The sequence below is a fragment of the Pelagibacterium sediminicola genome (assembly GCF_003390885.1).
Taxonomy (GTDB): domain Bacteria; phylum Pseudomonadota; class Alphaproteobacteria; order Rhizobiales; family Devosiaceae; genus Pelagibacterium; species Pelagibacterium sediminicola.
Genome location: NZ_QMEL01000002.1, coordinates 513,081 through 528,953 on the forward strand (window position 1 = coordinate 513,081; position 15,873 = coordinate 528,953).

Here is a 15,873-nt window from a genome sequence, read left to right on the forward strand (position 1 = left end):
GGATGGGAGGGGGGTATCAGCGGCCCGACAAGGACAGGCCATGACTCTCAAACCCATTCCACAGGACCCGCGCGGGCCGCGCGCCTTTTTCGGGCGGCGCGCGGGGAAAAAGCTCCACAAGGGGCAGCAGGCGCTGTTCGAGACGCTGCTGCCCGCACTTTCGCTCGATATTTCCGTGCCGGTCGATCCGCGCGCCGTGTTTCCCGACGCGCAACGCATTCATCTGGAAATCGGCTATGGCGGAGGCGAGCATCTGGCACGGATGGCGCGCGAAAACCCCGAGGACGGGTTTATCGGCTGCGAGGTCTTTGCCGGCGGGATCGGCAAGCTGCTCGAAACGATCGATATCGAGGGCATCGAAAACATCCGCCTGTTTTCCGATGACGTCATCAAGCTGCTCGCCGTGATGCCCGCCGCATCGGTCGATTGCCTTTATGTGCTCTATCCCGACCCCTGGCCCAAACCGCGCCACCACAAGCGGCGGCTGATCCAGTTTCCGGTGCTGGCCGAGTTCGCCCGCGTCCTCAAGCCGGGTGGCACGTTCCGTTTCGCCACCGATATCGAGGACTATGCCAACTGGACGCTGGCCCATATCCTGAAGGCTCCCGGCTTCACCTGGCCGCCCTGCGCGCCCGGCACATGGCATACCCCCTATCCCGGATGGCAGGCGACGCGCTATGAGATAAAGGCGCGCCGTCAAGGGCGCGACACCAGCTTCTACCTTGAATTCAAGCGTACGGACCCTCAAGATTGACCCTTCATCCAGACCATCAAGCCCGCCATCGCGCGGTGCAGGCCATCGCGCGGGAAGCCGGGACGCTGGCGCTCGATTATTTCCTCAACCGCGAAACGCTCGTGATCGAGGACAAGGCGGGCCCGCAGGACGTCGTCTCGATTGCCGACCGCAACGTCGAGACCCTGATCCGCGAACGGATCGCCGCGCAATTTCCCGAAGACGGCATCATGGGGGAGGAGCACGCGCCGGTGCCGGCACGCTCGGGCTATACCTGGGTCATTGATCCAATCGACGGCACCTCGCCTTTCCTCATGGGACTTCCCGACTGGTGCGTGTCGATCGCCATCCATGATGGCAGGCAGACGGTTGCCAGCGCTATCTGTGCGCCGCGTGTCGAAGAGCTTTATCACGCCATACGCGGCGGCGGGGCGTGGCTCAACGGCAAGAAGATGGCCGCCGATCCGGAACGGACCGTACAATCAGGGCTGGTCGGTATGGGCGCCAATTACCGCATTCCGCGCACCTTCATCACCACCTTCGCCGAACGCCTGCTCGATGCGGGCGGCATGTTCTTTCGCAACGGCTCGGGCGCGCTGATGATCGCCTATGTGGCGGCAGGGCGACTGGTGGGCTATTTCGAGCCGCATATCAACGCCTGGGACTGCCTTGCGGCCAACCTCATGGTCGAGGAGGCGGGGGGATATCTCGCGCCCTATTGCCCGGACGGCGATCTGACGAAAGGCGATGCCATTCTGGCCGCCGCGCCGGGCGCGCGCGACGTCATGATCCGGCTGGCCGAGGGGCTGGCGCTCAGGCCCAGTTCTTGAGTTTCGATGTCTTGCCGATACCGGGGTTGAAGCTGTTGGTGGGGTCGAGGGACTTGTAGAAATCGGCGAGCGCGGGCTTGGCCTCGTAAAGATGGCCGACATTGTGCTCGGCGGGATATTCGACTCCTTCGGCATCGAACAGCGCCAGCAGCTTTTCCTTGATCGCCTCGACGTCGCCGCCCTTTCTCACCATGTAGTCGAGATGGAGCACGTGGCAGAAAAAGTGTCCGCAGGCGCCCTGATGGACCATTTCGCTGGCGATATCAGGCGGCAATGCGGGGACGAACCGGGTGGCGTTGCGCGGCAGGGCGACGTCAAGCGCGAGGATGTCCTCGACCTTTCGCGAATGGATGGCGCGATAACGCCCGCCCGCCCCGCCAAAGGCGAAACGATGCAGAAAGGCGTCGCGCCCTTCTTCGGGCGTGCACTCGAAAAAATCACCATCGGCCGACGGAAAGATCGAGGAGAGATAGGCCCGTGCCTCGGCAACCCCCTCTCCGCCCATCTTGACCATCAGATAATGGCTGAAGCGCTTTTCATAGTCGTTCATGCGCCTGGGCAGATGCTGGGGGAAAAACCGCACCAGTGCCTGCAAGACCTGATCGGTCACCCCGCTGCCCAGCCCGAGCTTTTCAGTCAGCCCGTCGAACCAGCTCTTGACCGCAAAGGCGAGCGGCACGCGGTCGGTGCCCAGATATTTGATGAGCAGGAAGACGTCTTTGCCGTATTTGCGCGTCGTCCCATAGGCGTCGCGGTCGAAATATTCGCCCTGGATGGGAAGAGTGCTGAAGTTTGCAAGGATATGCCGGCGGATGGCGGTCAGTTCGGCGGGATCGTTGGTGCCGATGTAAAAGACCTGACTTTGGTCGTCGGCGGGGAAGGTATCGAGCCGCAGCGCAAAGACCGCAAGCCGTCCGGCGCTGCCCGAGGCCTCGTAAAGCCGGCGCGGATCGGCGTTGAACCGGGCCGGCGTTGGCGCATCGATGTCGCGCACATGATCGCAATATTGGTGGTCGGACGCCCACTGATTGGTGCCATGGGCAATATCGGCTTCGGTGTAATCGCTCCGGTCGAGCCGGGAGAGAACGGTTTCGGCGTCCTCACCCAGTTCCACGCCCAGATGGTTGACCAGCCGCAACTGGCCGTCCGCACCGAGCTGGGCGAAGACCGCGAACTGGGTGTAGGCGGGCCCTCGCTGAATAAGCGAGCCGCCCGAATTGTTGCACACCCCGCCGGTGACCGACGCCCCGATGCAGGACGAACCGATCACCGAATGGGGCTCGCGCCCGATGGTGCGGAGCGTCTTTTCCAGTTCGTCAAGCGTTGCGCCGGGCAGGGAAATGACCTGCTTGCCACCATCGATCAGGTCGATGCGCTTAATGCGCATGACGTTGATGATGACCATGGGCCGGTCATATCCCTCACCGAACGGGGTCGATCCGCCCGTCAGCCCGGTATTGGCGGCCTGCGTGATGACGATGACGCCCGCCTCGACGCACGCCTTGAGCGCTCGCCATTGTTCGAGAAGACTACCCGGCCGCACCACGGCCAGCACCTCGCCATCCCCGAACCGGTAGCCCTTCCTGAAACGCCGCGTCGCCCGGTCCCCGACAAGGACGTGACGCGGCCCGGTGATGGAACGCAGGGTAGTGATGAGATGATCGGTCATGGAAGGCATTCTCTATAAAAATCGCCGGACCATAATCCGCCCTTGCCGATTTTGCCACCACGACCGCGATCATTGCGAAAATTTGACGCCTGGCCTTCGCTATGGCCATCATATTTCCGGCCATAGGCGAGGGAGCTGCTGGTTGAGCGCCATCAGGATGGGCGTGCCGGGCGGCGACATGAGCGCGAGCCGTTCGAGCGCACCACGCACGTCGATCTGGGCGGTGGCAGACCATTTGACGACAAACAGCACCGCATCAGCATGACCGGCAAGATAAAGCCCGTCCACCACCTCGCGGATGGGCGGAGTATCGAGAACCACGATATCGAAGTGATCGGCAGCTACCGCAACAAGCCGCGCGAAGATCGCGCCGGACACCAACTGGTCGGTGGGCATGCCCGAGCGGCGCGAGCCGACCAGGAGATTGAGGCCCGTATCCCCTTCCCGCACGACCATGCTGGTGAACGATCCGGCCTGACCATCCCCGATGAGATAGTCGAGCAGTCCCTTGTCGGGCTCGAAGTCGAGATGGTCATGGATCGAGGGACAGCGCAGATCGCAATCGATGATGAGCGTTTTGCGGCCCGACGCCGCATAGGCGCGCGCCAGCGAAAGCGCCAGCGCGGTCTTGCCCTCGCCGGTGAGCGAAGATGTGACCATCACCACCCGGCCCCGGGCCCCGTCGGCTTCGAGCGCCAACAAGTGTCGGTCCATGCCCGCGCGAAGCTGACGTATCGCTTCGGCATAACGCGACAGAGGCGCATCAATCATGAGTTGGGAAGCCGAGGCCATGTCGAGGGGCAATTTGTGGAATGGAACCTCGCCCAAAGCGGGCCGGCGCGTGACGGCCGCAAGCTGGGCACTGCTTGTCAGGCCGCCAAGGAAATTATCATAAATAAAGGCCAGCCCGATCCCCAGACCAAGCCCACCCAGCCCGGCAAACAGCAGCATTGCCCGCGCATTGGGGAAACTTGCCTCTGCCGGGGGAATGGCGGGCGATACGATGCGGCTGTCGGAAAGCTGGAGTTCGGCCTCCGCCTCGAGGTCGCTGCGGCGGGCCAGGAGCGTCTGATAGTGCGTGCGCGCCAGATCGGCGGCCTGCTGCAACGCAAAGAGCTCCGTCAGCACATCGAGCGGCAGATCGTCCGTCACGAGGCCCGAACGCATCTGCCGGCCCAGCCTGCCCATAGCCTCATCGGGCATTGCCGTCCCCGCCGTGCGCGTTTGCGCATCCTCGCTGGCGCTCTGTTCGATATAGCCTGACACAAAGATGTCGAGACGCCGTTCCGTTTCGGCCATATTGGTGCGCGCCTGCTCGGCACGCGCCTCGAGGGCCCTGCCCGCCGCCAATACGTTATCGATCTTGGCGCGCAACTGGTCCGCGATGTAGGCCTCGGCGAGCGTATTGGCGAGAAGCGCGGCGCGCACCGGATCGCGGGAGCGCACCTGTACCGAGATAAGGTAGGTAAGCCCCCGCCGCTGCACCGTTGTGGCGTCCTTGAGCTTACGCAATACTTCCTGGCGCGCCGCATCGCCCGTGGAGGGTTCTGCCTCTATGTACAGGAAGGCCCGCACACGATCCCGCCAGCCGGGGCGCACTCCGAATTCCGGGTCCGTTTCGAGCCCGAGCGTTGTAATGACATCGAGAAAGATCATGTCCGAGCGCAGGATTTCCGCTTCGCTGTCGATCCGCGCGTGGTCCGAGGCCGCGCTTGCTGCCTGCATGTCGGGATCGAGCAGGTTCTTGCGGCTCGGATCGATGAGGATGAGCGCCGAGGCGGTAAAGAACTTTGGAAGGGCGATCGCCGCCACCCCCGCCAATCCCGTAACCACCAGCAAGGTCATGACGATCAGGCGAAACCTGCGCCGCAGGAGACCCCAAATATCCCGTATATCAATGTCCGCCCCCGCCATGCCCGACCTACAATTCCCATAAGCCCTGCAAATTGCCCGGTTACATTAGCCCGGTAAGCCCGACATTGCATTCTGAATAAATTGAAGCCCGGGCATGGCATTGAACCGGCGCGCCTTTCATGACAGGGAGGCGCATCGGTTCTTGTGCAGAGTCTCCTTTCATGCGCGCGATTGAAATTTCCGAGCCCGGCGATCCGGACGTCCTGCGTCCGGCCGAACGCCCCCTTCCCCAGCCACAGCCCGGCGAAGTCCGCATCGCCGTAGCGGCAGCCGGAGTCAATGGCGCAGATCTGGCCCAGCGGCGCGGTGCCTATCCACCGCCAAAGGGAGCCTCGGACATCCCCGGGCTCGAGGTCTCGGGCGTCATCGATGCGTTGGGCACCGGGGTTTCCGGTCTTGCCATCGGCGACCGTGTCTGCGCGCTGCTGTCTGGCGGGGGGTATGCCCAATACTGCACCGTACCGGCCGGTCAGGTTCTGCCCCTTCCGCATTCCCTCGACATGATCGAGGGCGCGGGCCTGCTGGAAACCGTCGCAACGGTCTGGGCCAATGTCTTTGAACTAGGCAAACTCAGAGCCGGCGAAACCCTTCTGGTCCATGGCGGAGCGAGCGGCATCGGGACCACCACGATCCAGCTTGCAAAGGCATTCGGCGCAAAGGTTCTGGCAACGGGGGGAACAAACGAGAAGGCGGAAGCGTGCCGCAGGCTTGGCGCGGACCGGGCCATCAATTATCGCACCGAGGATTTTGCCGTCATTGCGCGCGAGGAACATAACGGCGCCGACGTCATTCTCGACATCATCGGCGGGCCTTATCTGGCGGGCAACATCAAGGCGTTGCGGCGCGGCGGCAGGCTCGTCTTCATCGCCTTTGGCGGGGGCCGGACGGGCGAACTCGACATCGCGCGGGTCATGATGAACGGGCTGACCGTCACCGGTTCGACCCTGCGGGCCCGGCCAGTTGCGGAAAAGGCGCAGCTCTTGTCCGAAGTGCGAACCCATGTCTGGCCGCTCATCGAGACCGGCGCGTTCCGGCCCGTCATCGATACCGTCTGGCCGTTGGACGAGGCCGCCGACGCGCACCGCCATATGGAAAGGAGCCGACACACCGGCAAGATCATTCTCAGGGTTGGCGGATAGCGGCGGGGTTACCTATATCCCCCCGCTCGTCCGGAAAAAGCACAAAGCCCTAAAACCCGCCGCCGGTGCGGAAGCCTCCTTTTTTTCCGATGCCGCCGGTGCGGGGGCGCGAGAAGCTGCCGCCGGATTTGCCGGACGATCCCATTGACTTGCCCCAGCTTCCTCCTGAGGGCGGACGCGGGCTGAAACCGCCTGGGGGGATGGGAAAGCCGCTCGAACGTGACGTTCGTTTGGGCGCAACGATCGGGCCGGGGGAGCCGGTCCAGTCCTGCGAACGCCGCCAGTGACCCCAATAGGTCGCCGCCGTCATGCCGCCCTTCAGGAACTCGGTCAAGAGATCGCCGACGAGATTGTCCTCCTTGAACCGCGAGCGCGGATCGTCGAATCTCGATTTCTTGAACTCATATTCGATGTCCTCAAGCTCGCGCCGCCGTGTCTCAAGTGTCTTGAGCCGGGCGCGCTGGTCCTTGAGTTCGCCTTCCTCCTCGGTAAACCGGGCGCGCACCTCATCGACCTTGGAGATGATCGCATCGTCCTGCGGGGTCGCCGTGCGACGGGCGTCTTCCATCAACTGGGCCGTATCGGCGTTACGCATGGCTGTGGTCAACATGTCCACCGCAGATGTGAATTTGGTGTCGCGCCCCTCGGCCAGCGCCTTCTGCCTTTCGGTCAACGTCTCGCGCGCGTCCTCGGCCTCAAGGCGCTTTTGATCGATTTCGGCGATCCGCGCCTGAGCCGCTTCCAGCGCCTCGCGCGCCGGGCGCCCACCCGCCGCATCGAACGCCTTGACCTCGAGCGCGGTTACCGCCGCCTGCGCATCATATGCATCCTGGGCAAGCCGATCGGCATGCTCACGCAGGCGGGCGGGGATTTCGTTGAGCATGGCGTAGTTAGGCCGCGCATCGGCGTAGCGCACCAGCCGGGCGACCCAGGCATCGAGCATACGCGCGATATTGCCCGCTTTATAGTCCGGGGTCAGATAACCGCGATCCCACAGATAGATGAACAGCGGATCGTCGCGATAGGGCTGGCCCTTTTCGGCACGATCCGTCTCGGACTGTCCGGCCTTCTTGTCGGCCTCCTCGGCGACCCGTTCGGCCTCGGCCTGCGCCTTGAGCGCATCGTCATAGGCGGGATCGGCCGCAAGGGCAGCCTCGACCGCACCCGAAAGTGCATCGAGTTCGGCCTGCCGGACCGCGACGGCTTCGAGTTCCTTGCCGCGCTCCATTCCCAGATCGGCGATGGCCGTCTCGTGGCCGGCCAGGTCGCGGTCGAGCGCGGCGAGATCGGCGGCGTGTTCCTTCAGCATTTCGCGGGCACGGGTTTCCGCTTCGCTCAACCGCCCGCCCAGTTCGGCCTGCGCCTCCGGGGAGAGCCGGATTTCGGCCAATACACGCAATTGGGCCAGTTCGGTCTCGTGCAGCTTGCCGATCCGGTCGGTGGTGCGCGCGATCCGGCGGGTGATCTCGTCTTCCTCGCGGCGGATGTCACGCAGCGCGTCCTCGATCGCCTTGATGGCCTGCGGTCCGTTAAGCGTCATGGCCTGGCCCTCACCATCGGGTTATCGCGCCGTCGAGAACGGGCATCGTATATTCGGTGTCGAGGAACCCGTATTGTTTTACGCCAAGAATGTTGCGCTGAATGATACCATCATCGAGCCGGTCGATGCGGATCGTCTCGTAGGTGACATCGGGCACGCGCTGGGCCCAGACCGAGACCTCCTCGGTTTCGCGGGTTTCCTCGTTCTCGATTGGCAGGGTCAGGACCTCGCCATCGAGCCCCACCGCCTCGACGATGATATAGTAGTTGGTGGCATCCGAATTGGCTTCCGGGAAGCGCCAGATGCCGGTCGATTCCCCTTCCTTGTCGACGATGCGCAGTGAATATTCGGCCAGAAGCGTCTGGAGGATCGTTTCGAGTTGTCCGATCGCGGTGAGCGCTGCGTCGCGGTCCCCCCGGTCGGCGGCGGCCTTGCCGCGCTCCACCCAGGGTTCGGCCAGATCGAGCGCGGTCTGCACCTTGGTTTCGGTATAGATCCGGTCGTAAAGCGCGTCGATCCGCGTAGGGAGCGTCTCGGCCAGTTCGATCCGCGCCGCCTCGGTCTGCGCCGCAAGATATGGCCGGTAGGCAAGGAAATATCCGCCCAGCCCCAGCGCCAGAACGGCGATGAGGATCAGGACCGGGCGGCCCCATTGGCCGCGATTGACATAGAGCCGGGCGAGCCGTGTCTGGAAATTGTCGGGGGGCGGGGTATAGACGAACCGGCTTTCATCGAGCGCCTTCACCCCTTCCTTGAGGATATGGTCGGGGACCTCGATGCCCTGATCGCGGTAGATGGCGCGCAGGCGGGCGATCAACTGGTCCTCGCGCTGGCTGGCGCCGAGTTCGCGGGCCACCAGATCACTCTGATGGCGCAGCGTATCGACCACGTCCATGGCGAGCATGACTTCGTCCAGCGGCGCTTTCTGACTTTTGGCGCCCGTCATCATCTCCTACCGCCCCCTGTCACGCGCCGCTATCTCAGCGCGCGCTCAAAAGCGCATTCCCATCGGCCGCCAGTGCTGCGAGCCGCTGCTTGCCATCCTCGACCGCGTCGCGGATTTCCCCGGAGTTCCTCGTTGCCTGTTCGCGCATCTCGTTGATGATGACACGTGAGTGCTCCTGAAAGCTCACCACCGAATCCACCAGCGCCTTGACCGCATCGGCCCGGATGGTGGGACCGTATCCGGCCTTCAATGCCTCTTCCTGCACCTTACCGCCGATTTCGGCCAGCGTTTCGAGGCTTTTCGACATACCCTCCTTCATGGCGTTGAGGGTTTCGGTCGATTCATGGAGCCCGAACAGGCCCGTAAACGAAGCGGAAAGCGCAGTGAACACCGTCTCGTTGGTCGAAAAGAACGAGATCGACTGCTGATAGACACGCTCCTTGGCGTTGGTGGTCTGCATAAGCCGCGCCATGATGACTTCCGAGGTGGAATAGGAAATCGTCAGATTGTCGGAAAGGTCCTTGGCGATCTGATAGCGGCGCTCCTCGTTCTGGAGCTCGCGCAGCCGCTCGTCGCGCGCCATTTCGAGCCGCGCGCGGTCGGCGGGTGTGCCTTCGGTGAACGCTGCAAGGGCATCGGCGGCGGCCTTGAGTTCGGCCTGTTTTGCGTCGAGCTTATCCTGGGCGATATCAAGCACCTCGAGCGCCATGACCTCGGCCTGCTTGAGCGCGCCGCGGAAATCGCGATAGGCCTCGAGGATGGTGTGCTCGCGGTCGATCTGGTCCTTGGTGTCGCGCGACACCCCGATATAGGTGTCCTTGATCTTGTCGAACCGGGTCGCGATATCACCGCGCGTCACCTTCATCCAGACGTTGGAGGCGCGCTCGAGGATATCGAGTTTGCCGTCATCAAGCTGATCGACCATTGACTTGGCGTCGTCGCGGATGGAATCGAAGGATTTGGTGATCTCCTCATAGCGCTCGCCGACATTCATCGCGGCAACCTGGGAGCGCACCACCTCGTTGAAGGCGCTCGCCTGAGTGAGAACGCGGCCGATGAGGACGACCCTCGTGTCGTCGAGATCGGTGATCTGGGCCAGAAGGCCGGTAATGGGAGCTTCCTCGGTCTCTTCGGGCCAGAGGCCCATCTGCTTGATGGCGCCCACCGCGCGATCGAGATACTGCAAGGGTTTATCGAGCACTTCGGTTGCCATTTTCGCGCATTCCCTGTTGATAGTCCGGCAGATGTAAGGACATGATTCCGCCTGGCAAGGTTCAAGACAATTGCCCAATCGCGTCAGGGGATTAATTTATTGCCATTGGTGCCAAAAAGCCGCAATCGGCGGCCCGGACGATGAGGTGAGCGGTGGAGTTTGGCGGACGGTACAGGCTGGGGGCGCCCCGATTGCAGGTCTGGGAGGCGCTCAACAGCACCGAGGTGCTCAAGGCTTCGATTCCGGGCTGCAAGCGCATAGAGTGGATCAGTGAAACGAACCTCGAAGCCGAGATCGGGGTCAATCTGGGGATCGCAAAGCCGGTCTTTACCGGGGATCTGATCCTTTCGGACGTCATCCCGGCGGAGCGCTATATCCTTACCGGTCAGGGCCGGGGCGGCGTGCTGGGCAAGGCGCAGGCCAGCGCCGAGATCGAACTTTCCGACATCGGCCTGGATACGCTTCTGGTCTTTACCGCCACGGGCGGCGCCTCGGGGCAGATCATGAAGCTGGGCAGGGCGCTGATCGGCAACTCCGCCCAGAAGGTGATCGACGGGTTCTTCGAACGCTTCGCCACCGCCATGGGCGCACCCGTCGAGCCCCTCGCGCATGAGGATTAGACGGCTCTTGCACCGGATTTTTGCCCAAATGGTCAAAAAGCTGAACTTGGCACTTGCGCCCGGACAAATTGCGCGATTGTATCGTGCCTCATCGTGCGCGATCGGCGGCGGCAACGCCGCCCTGTCCGCGGCGCGAAAATAGGGAGCATCATCAATGAAAATCAAGCAGACTCTAAAAACCCTTGTCGGCGGCCTGACCGTCACCGCGCTCATGGCAGGCACGGCCCTGGCGGACCCGGCGCTCGTTTATGACGGGGGCGGCAAATTCGACGGCTCGTTCAACGAAGCGGCCTATACCGGCGCCGAACGCTACAAGGCCGATACCGGCACCAATTATCAGGATCTCGAAATCGATGGCGTCGCTCAACGCGAGCAGGCGATCCGCCAGTTCGCCGCGCGCGGCAACAATCCCATCGTGCTCCCCGGCTTTTCCTGGGAAGAATCTCTGCGCGCGGTCGCCCCGGACTTCCCCGACACCATGTTCGCCATTATCGATACGGTCGTCGATGATCTGCCCAATGTCCGCTCGGTGGTGTTCAAGGAACAGGAAGGCTCCTATCTCGTGGGCGCGCTGGCGGCCATGGCCTCTGAAACCGGCACCATCGGCTTCATCCCGGCCTTTGACTTCTCACTGCTGCTTGCCTTTGGCTGCGGTTACAAGCAGGGCGCCAAATACGTCAATCCCGATATCGAGATCATCGAAACGGCGATCGGCACGGGTTTCGATGCCTTCAATAACCCGGGCGGCGGCACCGAGGTCGCCCGCTCGCAGATCGACCGCGGCGCGGACGTCATTTATCACGCGGCAGGCGGTGCGGGTGTCGGCGTGCTTCAGGCAGCGGCCGACGCAGGCATTCTGGGCATTGGCGTTGACTCCAACCAGAACCACCTGCATCCCGGCCAGGTCCTGACCTCCATGATCAAGCGCGTCGATGTTGCGACCTACAACGCCTTCGCCGATTATGAAAATGACGAATGGACCAGCGACGTGATCGTTCTCGGCCTTGCCGAAGACGGTGTCGGCGCCGCGTTCGATGAGAATAACGCCGACCTCATCACCGACGAGATGCGGGCAACGATCGAGGACATTACGGCCAAGATCGTCTCGGGCGAGATCGTGGTGCACGATTCGCGCACCGACAACACCTGCCCCGCCTGACCGGCTTCAAGACGCAAGAGCACGATGGCCAGTCCGACCCATCAAACCGACCAGCGGCCCTCACCGGCCGCTGGTTCTCCGCTGGCGATCGAGCTTAGAAAGATCAACAAGCGGTTCGGTCCGGTTCACGCCAACAAGGATATTGACCTCGCCGTCAAGCGCGGATCGGTGCATGGCATCGTCGGCGAGAACGGGGCAGGCAAGTCGACGCTCATGTCGATCCTTTACGGCTTTTACCACGCCGACAGCGGCGAGGTGCTCGTCGGCGGCCAACCCGTTACCATCAATAATTCCTCCGATGCGCTCGCGCTCGGCATCGGCATGGTGCACCAGCACTTCATGCTGGTCGACAATTTCACCGTTATCGAGAACGTCATACTGGGCGCCGAGGATTCCGCGCTGCTCGACCCCTCGATCGACAAGGCAAGGCGCGAGTTGCAGCGGCTCGCCGACGAATACGGCCTTGCGGTTCCCGCCGATGCGGTGATCGAGGATCTTTCGGTCGGCCAACAGCAGCGCGTCGAAATCCTCAAGGCGCTTTATCGCGGCGCCGACATCCTCATTCTCGACGAACCCACCGGCGTTCTCACCCCCGCCGAGGCCGACCATCTGTTCAAGGTGCTCGAAACCCTGCGCGACGAGGGCAAGACGATCATCCTCATCACCCACAAGCTGCGCGAGATCATGGCGATCACCGATACGGTCTCGGTCATGCGCCAGGGCGAGATGGTGGCAACGCTCGAAACCACCCAGACCAGCCCCGAGCAACTCGCCGAACTGATGGTGGGACGCCGCGTTCTCCTGCGCGTGGAGAAGGGGCCTGCAAAACCCGGCGAGGTTTTGCTCGAAATCGAAAATCTCGTGGTCGCCGACGATCTGGGCACCGAGCGCGTCAAGGGCGTGAGCCTTTCGGTGCGCGCCGGCGAAATTCTCGGCATCGCCGGCGTTGCAGGGAACGGGCAGTCCGAATTGCTTGAAGCCGTTGCCGGCATGCGGGCGGTCAGATCGGGCGCGATCCGCCTCAATGGAGAAGACGTCACCGCCCAGGACGAGGACAGCGCCGCGGACTTGCGCCGCAAGGGGCTCGCCCATGTGCCCGAGGACCGGTTGCGCATGGGGCTGGTGACCAATTTCTACGAATGGGAAAACGCCATTCTGGGCTATCACGGGGAGGCGCGCTACGGCAAAGGGGTGATGCTCAACGTCGACGCGGCGCGCGCCGAAGCCCGGCGCCAAATCGAAAAGTTCGACATCCGCCCTGCCGACACCGACTTGAAGACCGCCAATTTTTCGGGCGGCAACCAGCAAAAGATCGTTCTTGCCCGCGAGATGGAGCGCGACCCGGACGTACTGATCGTCGGTCAACCGACACGCGGCGTCGATATCGGCGCAATCGAGTTCATCCACGGCCAGATCGTCAAGATGCGCGATGCGGGCAAGGCGATCCTTCTGGTTTCGGTGGAACTGGACGAAATCCGCGCGCTCTCCGACCGCATCGTCGTGCTGTTCGACGGGCGGATCGTGGGCGAAGCCGACCCCGAGACCGCCGATGAGGGCGAACTGGGCCTGCTGATGGCGGGCGTCAACCAAAAGGAGGCGGGCCGATGAGCGCGCGCGTTTCCCTTCCGCGCTGGGTCGATATCGTTCTGTTGCCCGTGCTCAACGTGACGCTGGCCTTCATCATCGGCGGTATCGTCGTGCTCGTCGTGGGTGAAAACCCCATCGAGGCGGTGCGCATCATGCTTTATGGCGCGTTCGGCTATGGGTACGGGTTCGGGTTCACACTTTATTACACCACCAATTTCATCTTCACCGGGCTTGCGGTGGCGGTGGCCTTCCATGCCGGGCTCTTCAACATCGGCGGCGAAGGGCAATCCTATGTCGCCGGGCTCGGCGCGCTGTTGATCGCCTTTGCGGTGGGCGGGCTGCACTGGGCGCTCGCCCTGCCGCTCATCATCATCGCGGCAGGCCTCGTGGGCGGTTTCTGGGCCTTCATTCCCGGTTGGCTGCAGGCGCGGCGCGGCAGCCATGTGGTCATCACCACAATCATGATGAACTTCATCGCGACCTCGCTGATGAGTTATCTGATCTCGCGCATCCTCAAGCCCGCCAACGTCTCCTCGGACATGAGCGCGCCGATTGATCCGGTGACCCGGTTGCCGTTCCTTGCCGAATGGTTCCCGCTCTTGCGCAACACCCCGGCCAATATCTCCTTTTTCGTCGCCATCGCCTCGCTGTTCTTCGTTTACTGGCTGATCTGGCGTACCAAGTTCGGCTACGCTATCCGCACCATGGGCCACAACCCAACGGCGGCCCGCTATGCGGGCATGTCCAACGCCCGGCTGATCATGCTCACCATGGCGATTTCCGGCGCGCTGGCCGGGATGATGGCGCTCAACGAGACCGCGGGCGCGCAAGGCCGGCTGATGCTCAACTATGTCGCCGGGGCCGGGTTCGTGGGCATAGCGGTTGCCTTCATGGGCAAGGCGCATCCCATCGGCGTGGGACTTTCGGCGCTTTTGTTCGGGGTGCTCTATCAGGGCGGGCAGGAACTGGCCTTCTCCATGCCCGCCATCACCCGCGAAATGATCGTGACGATCCAGGCCCTCGTCATCCTTTTCACCGGCGCCATGAGCGAGATGCTGCGCCGTCCGGTCGAAATCGCTTTCTTGCTTTCAAGATTGCGAAGTGCCGACGAAGGGGGAGGGCGATAGCGATGGAAGACATCATTTCAATTCTCGTCACCACCGTGCGCGTATCGACGCCGCTCATTCTTGCGTGCCTCGCCGGGCTTTATTCCGAGCGATCGGGCATCGTCGATATCGGGCTCGAAGGCAAGCTGATCGCTTCTGCGTTCGGCGCGGCGGTCGTCGCCGCCGTCACCGGCAGCGCATGGGCCGGGCTTCTGGCCGGGATCGGGGTATCGCTGGTCTTTTCGGCGGTGCACGGGCTGGCGTCCATCAACTTCAAGGGCAACCAGATCATTTCGGGCGTGGCGCTCAATTTCCTTGCCGCCGGGCTCTCCACCTTTCTGGGAGCGGCATGGTTCGGGCGCGGCGGCAACACCCCTCCGGTTTCGGGCGACGCGCGCTTTTATGGCATCCAGTTGCCGTTTGCCGCCGAGTTGCGGGACGTGCCCATCGTTGGTCCGATCTATTCGGGGCTCATATCGGGCCATGCCATCATGACCTATATCGCCTTTCTCGCCGTGCCCGTCACCGCCTGGGTGCTCTGGCGCACGCGGTTTGGCCTGAGGCTCCGCGCGGTAGGCGAAAATCCCAAGGCGCTCGATACTGCCGGCATGTCAGTGTCCTGGCTGCGCTACAAGGCGCTGATCATTACCTCCGTTCTGGTCGGCATCGGGGGCGCATATCTTTCGATCGCACAGGCGGCGAGCTTTACCCCCAACATGGCGGCGGGCCGTGGCTATATCGCGCTTGCCGCGCTGATCTTTGCCAAGTGGAAACCGGTGCCGGCGATGTTTGCGTGCCTGCTGTTCGGGTTCCTCGAAGCCATGCAATACCGGCTGCAGGGGGTCGACCTGCCCGTTATCGGCCCGGTGCCCACCCAGGCCATGCAGGCCCTGCCCTATATCCTCACCATCCTGCTGCTCGCCGGGTTCGTGGGCCGCGCCATTCCGCCCAAGGCTTCGGGCCTTCCCTACGTCAAGGAGCGGTGAATGGTTACGCTTTCCGATGAGGATCGCCTGCTGTTCGATGCCGCCGAAAAAGTGCGGGCCAGGGCCTATGCGCCCTATTCGGGGTTTTCCGTTGGCGCGGCGATCCTTGCCGATGATGGAAACATCTATGCGGGCTGCAATGTCGAGAACGCCGCCTACCCCGTCGGCAATTGCGCCGAACCCTCGGCCATCGCCGCAATGCTGGCGGGCGGGGGCACGCGCATCGAAAAGATATTCGTGACGGGGCCGGGCACCGCCCCCGTTACCCCTTGCGGCGGCTGCCGCCAGCGCATCCGCGAGTTTGCCGGACCCCGGACCCCGATTATCTGCCTCGGGGTCGAGGGCGAACCGCTTTTTACGACGCTGGCAGAATTGCTGCCGCACTCCTTCGGCCCGGAATTTCTGGGCCGTCAACCATAGCGGTTCTCAAA

At 63.1% G+C, this 15,873-nt stretch carries 14 protein-coding genes; 9 read left to right on the forward strand and 5 right to left on the reverse strand.

Annotated elements, in window-relative coordinates:
• Positions 1 to 40: 40 nt before the first annotated feature.
• Entirely contained in the window at positions 41 to 754 is a 714-nt protein-coding gene (gene trmB / locus DQG18_RS05685) for a tRNA (guanosine(46)-N7)-methyltransferase TrmB (RefSeq protein ID WP_116653251.1), read from the forward strand.
• Complete coding sequence (locus DQG18_RS05690) at positions 751 to 1,563, forward strand: inositol monophosphatase family protein (protein ID WP_116653252.1); 813 nt, start codon at positions 751 to 753, stop codon at positions 1,561 to 1,563. Before trmB ends, DQG18_RS05690 begins: the two co-directional genes overlap by 4 nt.
• Here DQG18_RS05690 and dld read toward each other — a convergent pair.
• Together dld and DQG18_RS05700 are read right to left on the reverse strand one after the other, a co-directional pair.
• Positions 1,547 to 3,232 carry a D-lactate dehydrogenase gene (gene dld / locus DQG18_RS05695; RefSeq protein WP_116653253.1) on the reverse strand — a complete coding sequence of 562 codons (1,686 nt, stop codon included), beginning with the start codon at positions 3,230 to 3,232 and terminating at the stop codon, positions 1,547 to 1,549. The genes DQG18_RS05690 and dld overlap by 17 nt on opposite strands.
• A 108-nt stretch (positions 3,233 to 3,340) precedes the next feature.
• Positions 3,341 to 5,146, reverse strand: a complete 1,806-nt coding sequence (locus tag DQG18_RS05700; protein ID WP_116653254.1) for a polysaccharide biosynthesis tyrosine autokinase — start codon at positions 5,144 to 5,146, stop codon at positions 3,341 to 3,343.
• 161 nt (positions 5,147 to 5,307) lie between these two features.
• Here DQG18_RS05700 and DQG18_RS05705 point away from each other — a divergent pair, with 161 nt between their 5' ends.
• Positions 5,308 to 6,285, forward strand: coding sequence for an NAD(P)H-quinone oxidoreductase (locus tag DQG18_RS05705; protein WP_116653255.1), 978 nt, complete (start codon positions 5,308 to 5,310; stop codon positions 6,283 to 6,285).
• Positions 6,286 to 6,334: 49 nt separating this feature from the next.
• On the opposite strand, the gene DQG18_RS05710 is transcribed toward DQG18_RS05705, so the two are convergent.
• From DQG18_RS05710 to DQG18_RS05720, 3 genes are read right to left on the reverse strand one after another with little or no spacing between them, the layout of a single operon-like run.
• Positions 6,335 to 7,825, reverse strand: a complete 1,491-nt coding sequence (locus DQG18_RS05710; RefSeq protein WP_116653256.1) for a hypothetical protein — start codon at positions 7,823 to 7,825, stop codon at positions 6,335 to 6,337.
• A 10-nt stretch (positions 7,826 to 7,835) separates the two neighbouring features.
• On the reverse strand, positions 7,836 to 8,771 hold the full coding sequence (locus DQG18_RS05715; RefSeq protein ID WP_245958376.1) for a DUF6384 family protein: 936 nt from the start codon (positions 8,769 to 8,771) through the stop codon (positions 7,836 to 7,838).
• A gap of 34 nt (positions 8,772 to 8,805) precedes the next feature.
• Entirely contained in the window at positions 8,806 to 9,984 is a 1,179-nt protein-coding gene (locus DQG18_RS05720) for a cell surface protein (protein ID WP_116653258.1), read from the reverse strand.
• Positions 9,985 to 10,136: 152 nt separating this feature from the next.
• Between DQG18_RS05720 and DQG18_RS05725 the strand changes: the two genes are divergently transcribed.
• From DQG18_RS05725 to DQG18_RS05750, 6 genes are all read left to right on the forward strand, one after another.
• Positions 10,137 to 10,604, forward strand: coding sequence for an SRPBCC family protein (locus tag DQG18_RS05725; RefSeq protein WP_116653259.1), 468 nt, complete (start codon positions 10,137 to 10,139; stop codon positions 10,602 to 10,604).
• Positions 10,605 to 10,758: 154 nt separating this feature from the next.
• The gene (locus tag DQG18_RS05730; protein WP_116653260.1) at positions 10,759 to 11,763 is read left to right on the forward strand and encodes a BMP family lipoprotein; all 1,005 of its coding nucleotides are present in this window, start codon (positions 10,759 to 10,761) and stop codon (positions 11,761 to 11,763) included.
• 24 nt (positions 11,764 to 11,787) lie between these two features.
• Positions 11,788 to 13,371 carry an ABC transporter ATP-binding protein gene (locus DQG18_RS05735; protein ID WP_116653261.1) on the forward strand — a complete coding sequence of 528 codons (1,584 nt, stop codon included), beginning with the start codon at positions 11,788 to 11,790 and terminating at the stop codon, positions 13,369 to 13,371.
• Complete coding sequence (locus DQG18_RS05740; protein ID WP_116653262.1) at positions 13,368 to 14,477, forward strand: ABC transporter permease; 1,110 nt, start codon at positions 13,368 to 13,370, stop codon at positions 14,475 to 14,477. Before DQG18_RS05735 ends, DQG18_RS05740 begins: the two co-directional genes overlap by 4 nt.
• 2 nt (positions 14,478 to 14,479) lie before the next feature.
• On the forward strand, positions 14,480 to 15,442 hold the full coding sequence (locus DQG18_RS05745; RefSeq protein WP_116653263.1) for an ABC transporter permease: 963 nt from the start codon (positions 14,480 to 14,482) through the stop codon (positions 15,440 to 15,442).
• Entirely contained in the window at positions 15,443 to 15,862 is a 420-nt protein-coding gene (locus DQG18_RS05750) for a cytidine deaminase (RefSeq protein ID WP_116653264.1), read from the forward strand.
• Positions 15,863 to 15,873 lie beyond the last annotated feature (11 nt).

Bases quoted from the DNA above. Each gene is read 5' to 3' on its own strand.
- trmB (WP_116653251.1), top strand. From the start codon at position 41: ATGACTCTCAAACCCATTCCACAGGACCCGCGCGGGCCGCGCGCCTTT.
- DQG18_RS05700 (WP_116653254.1), bottom strand. From the start codon at position 5,146: ATGGCGGGGGCGGACATTGATATACGGGATATTTGGGGTCTCCTGCGG.
- DQG18_RS05735 (WP_116653261.1), top strand. From the start codon at position 11,788: ATGGCCAGTCCGACCCATCAAACCGACCAGCGGCCCTCACCGGCCGCT.
- DQG18_RS05745 (WP_116653263.1), top strand. From the start codon at position 14,480: ATGGAAGACATCATTTCAATTCTCGTCACCACCGTGCGCGTATCGACG.
- DQG18_RS05710 (WP_116653256.1), bottom strand. From the start codon at position 7,825: ATGACGCTTAACGGACCGCAGGCCATCAAGGCGATCGAGGACGCGCTG.
- DQG18_RS05750 (WP_116653264.1), top strand. From the start codon at position 15,443: ATGGTTACGCTTTCCGATGAGGATCGCCTGCTGTTCGATGCCGCCGAA.
- dld (WP_116653253.1), bottom strand. From the start codon at position 3,232: ATGACCGATCATCTCATCACTACCCTGCGTTCCATCACCGGGCCGCGT.
- DQG18_RS05730 (WP_116653260.1), top strand. From the start codon at position 10,759: ATGAAAATCAAGCAGACTCTAAAAACCCTTGTCGGCGGCCTGACCGTC.
- DQG18_RS05720 (WP_116653258.1), bottom strand. From the start codon at position 9,984: ATGGCAACCGAAGTGCTCGATAAACCCTTGCAGTATCTCGATCGCGCG.
- DQG18_RS05740 (WP_116653262.1), top strand. From the start codon at position 13,368: ATGAGCGCGCGCGTTTCCCTTCCGCGCTGGGTCGATATCGTTCTGTTG.
- DQG18_RS05705 (WP_116653255.1), top strand. From the start codon at position 5,308: ATGCGCGCGATTGAAATTTCCGAGCCCGGCGATCCGGACGTCCTGCGT.
- DQG18_RS05715 (WP_245958376.1), bottom strand. From the start codon at position 8,771: ATGACGGGCGCCAAAAGTCAGAAAGCGCCGCTGGACGAAGTCATGCTC.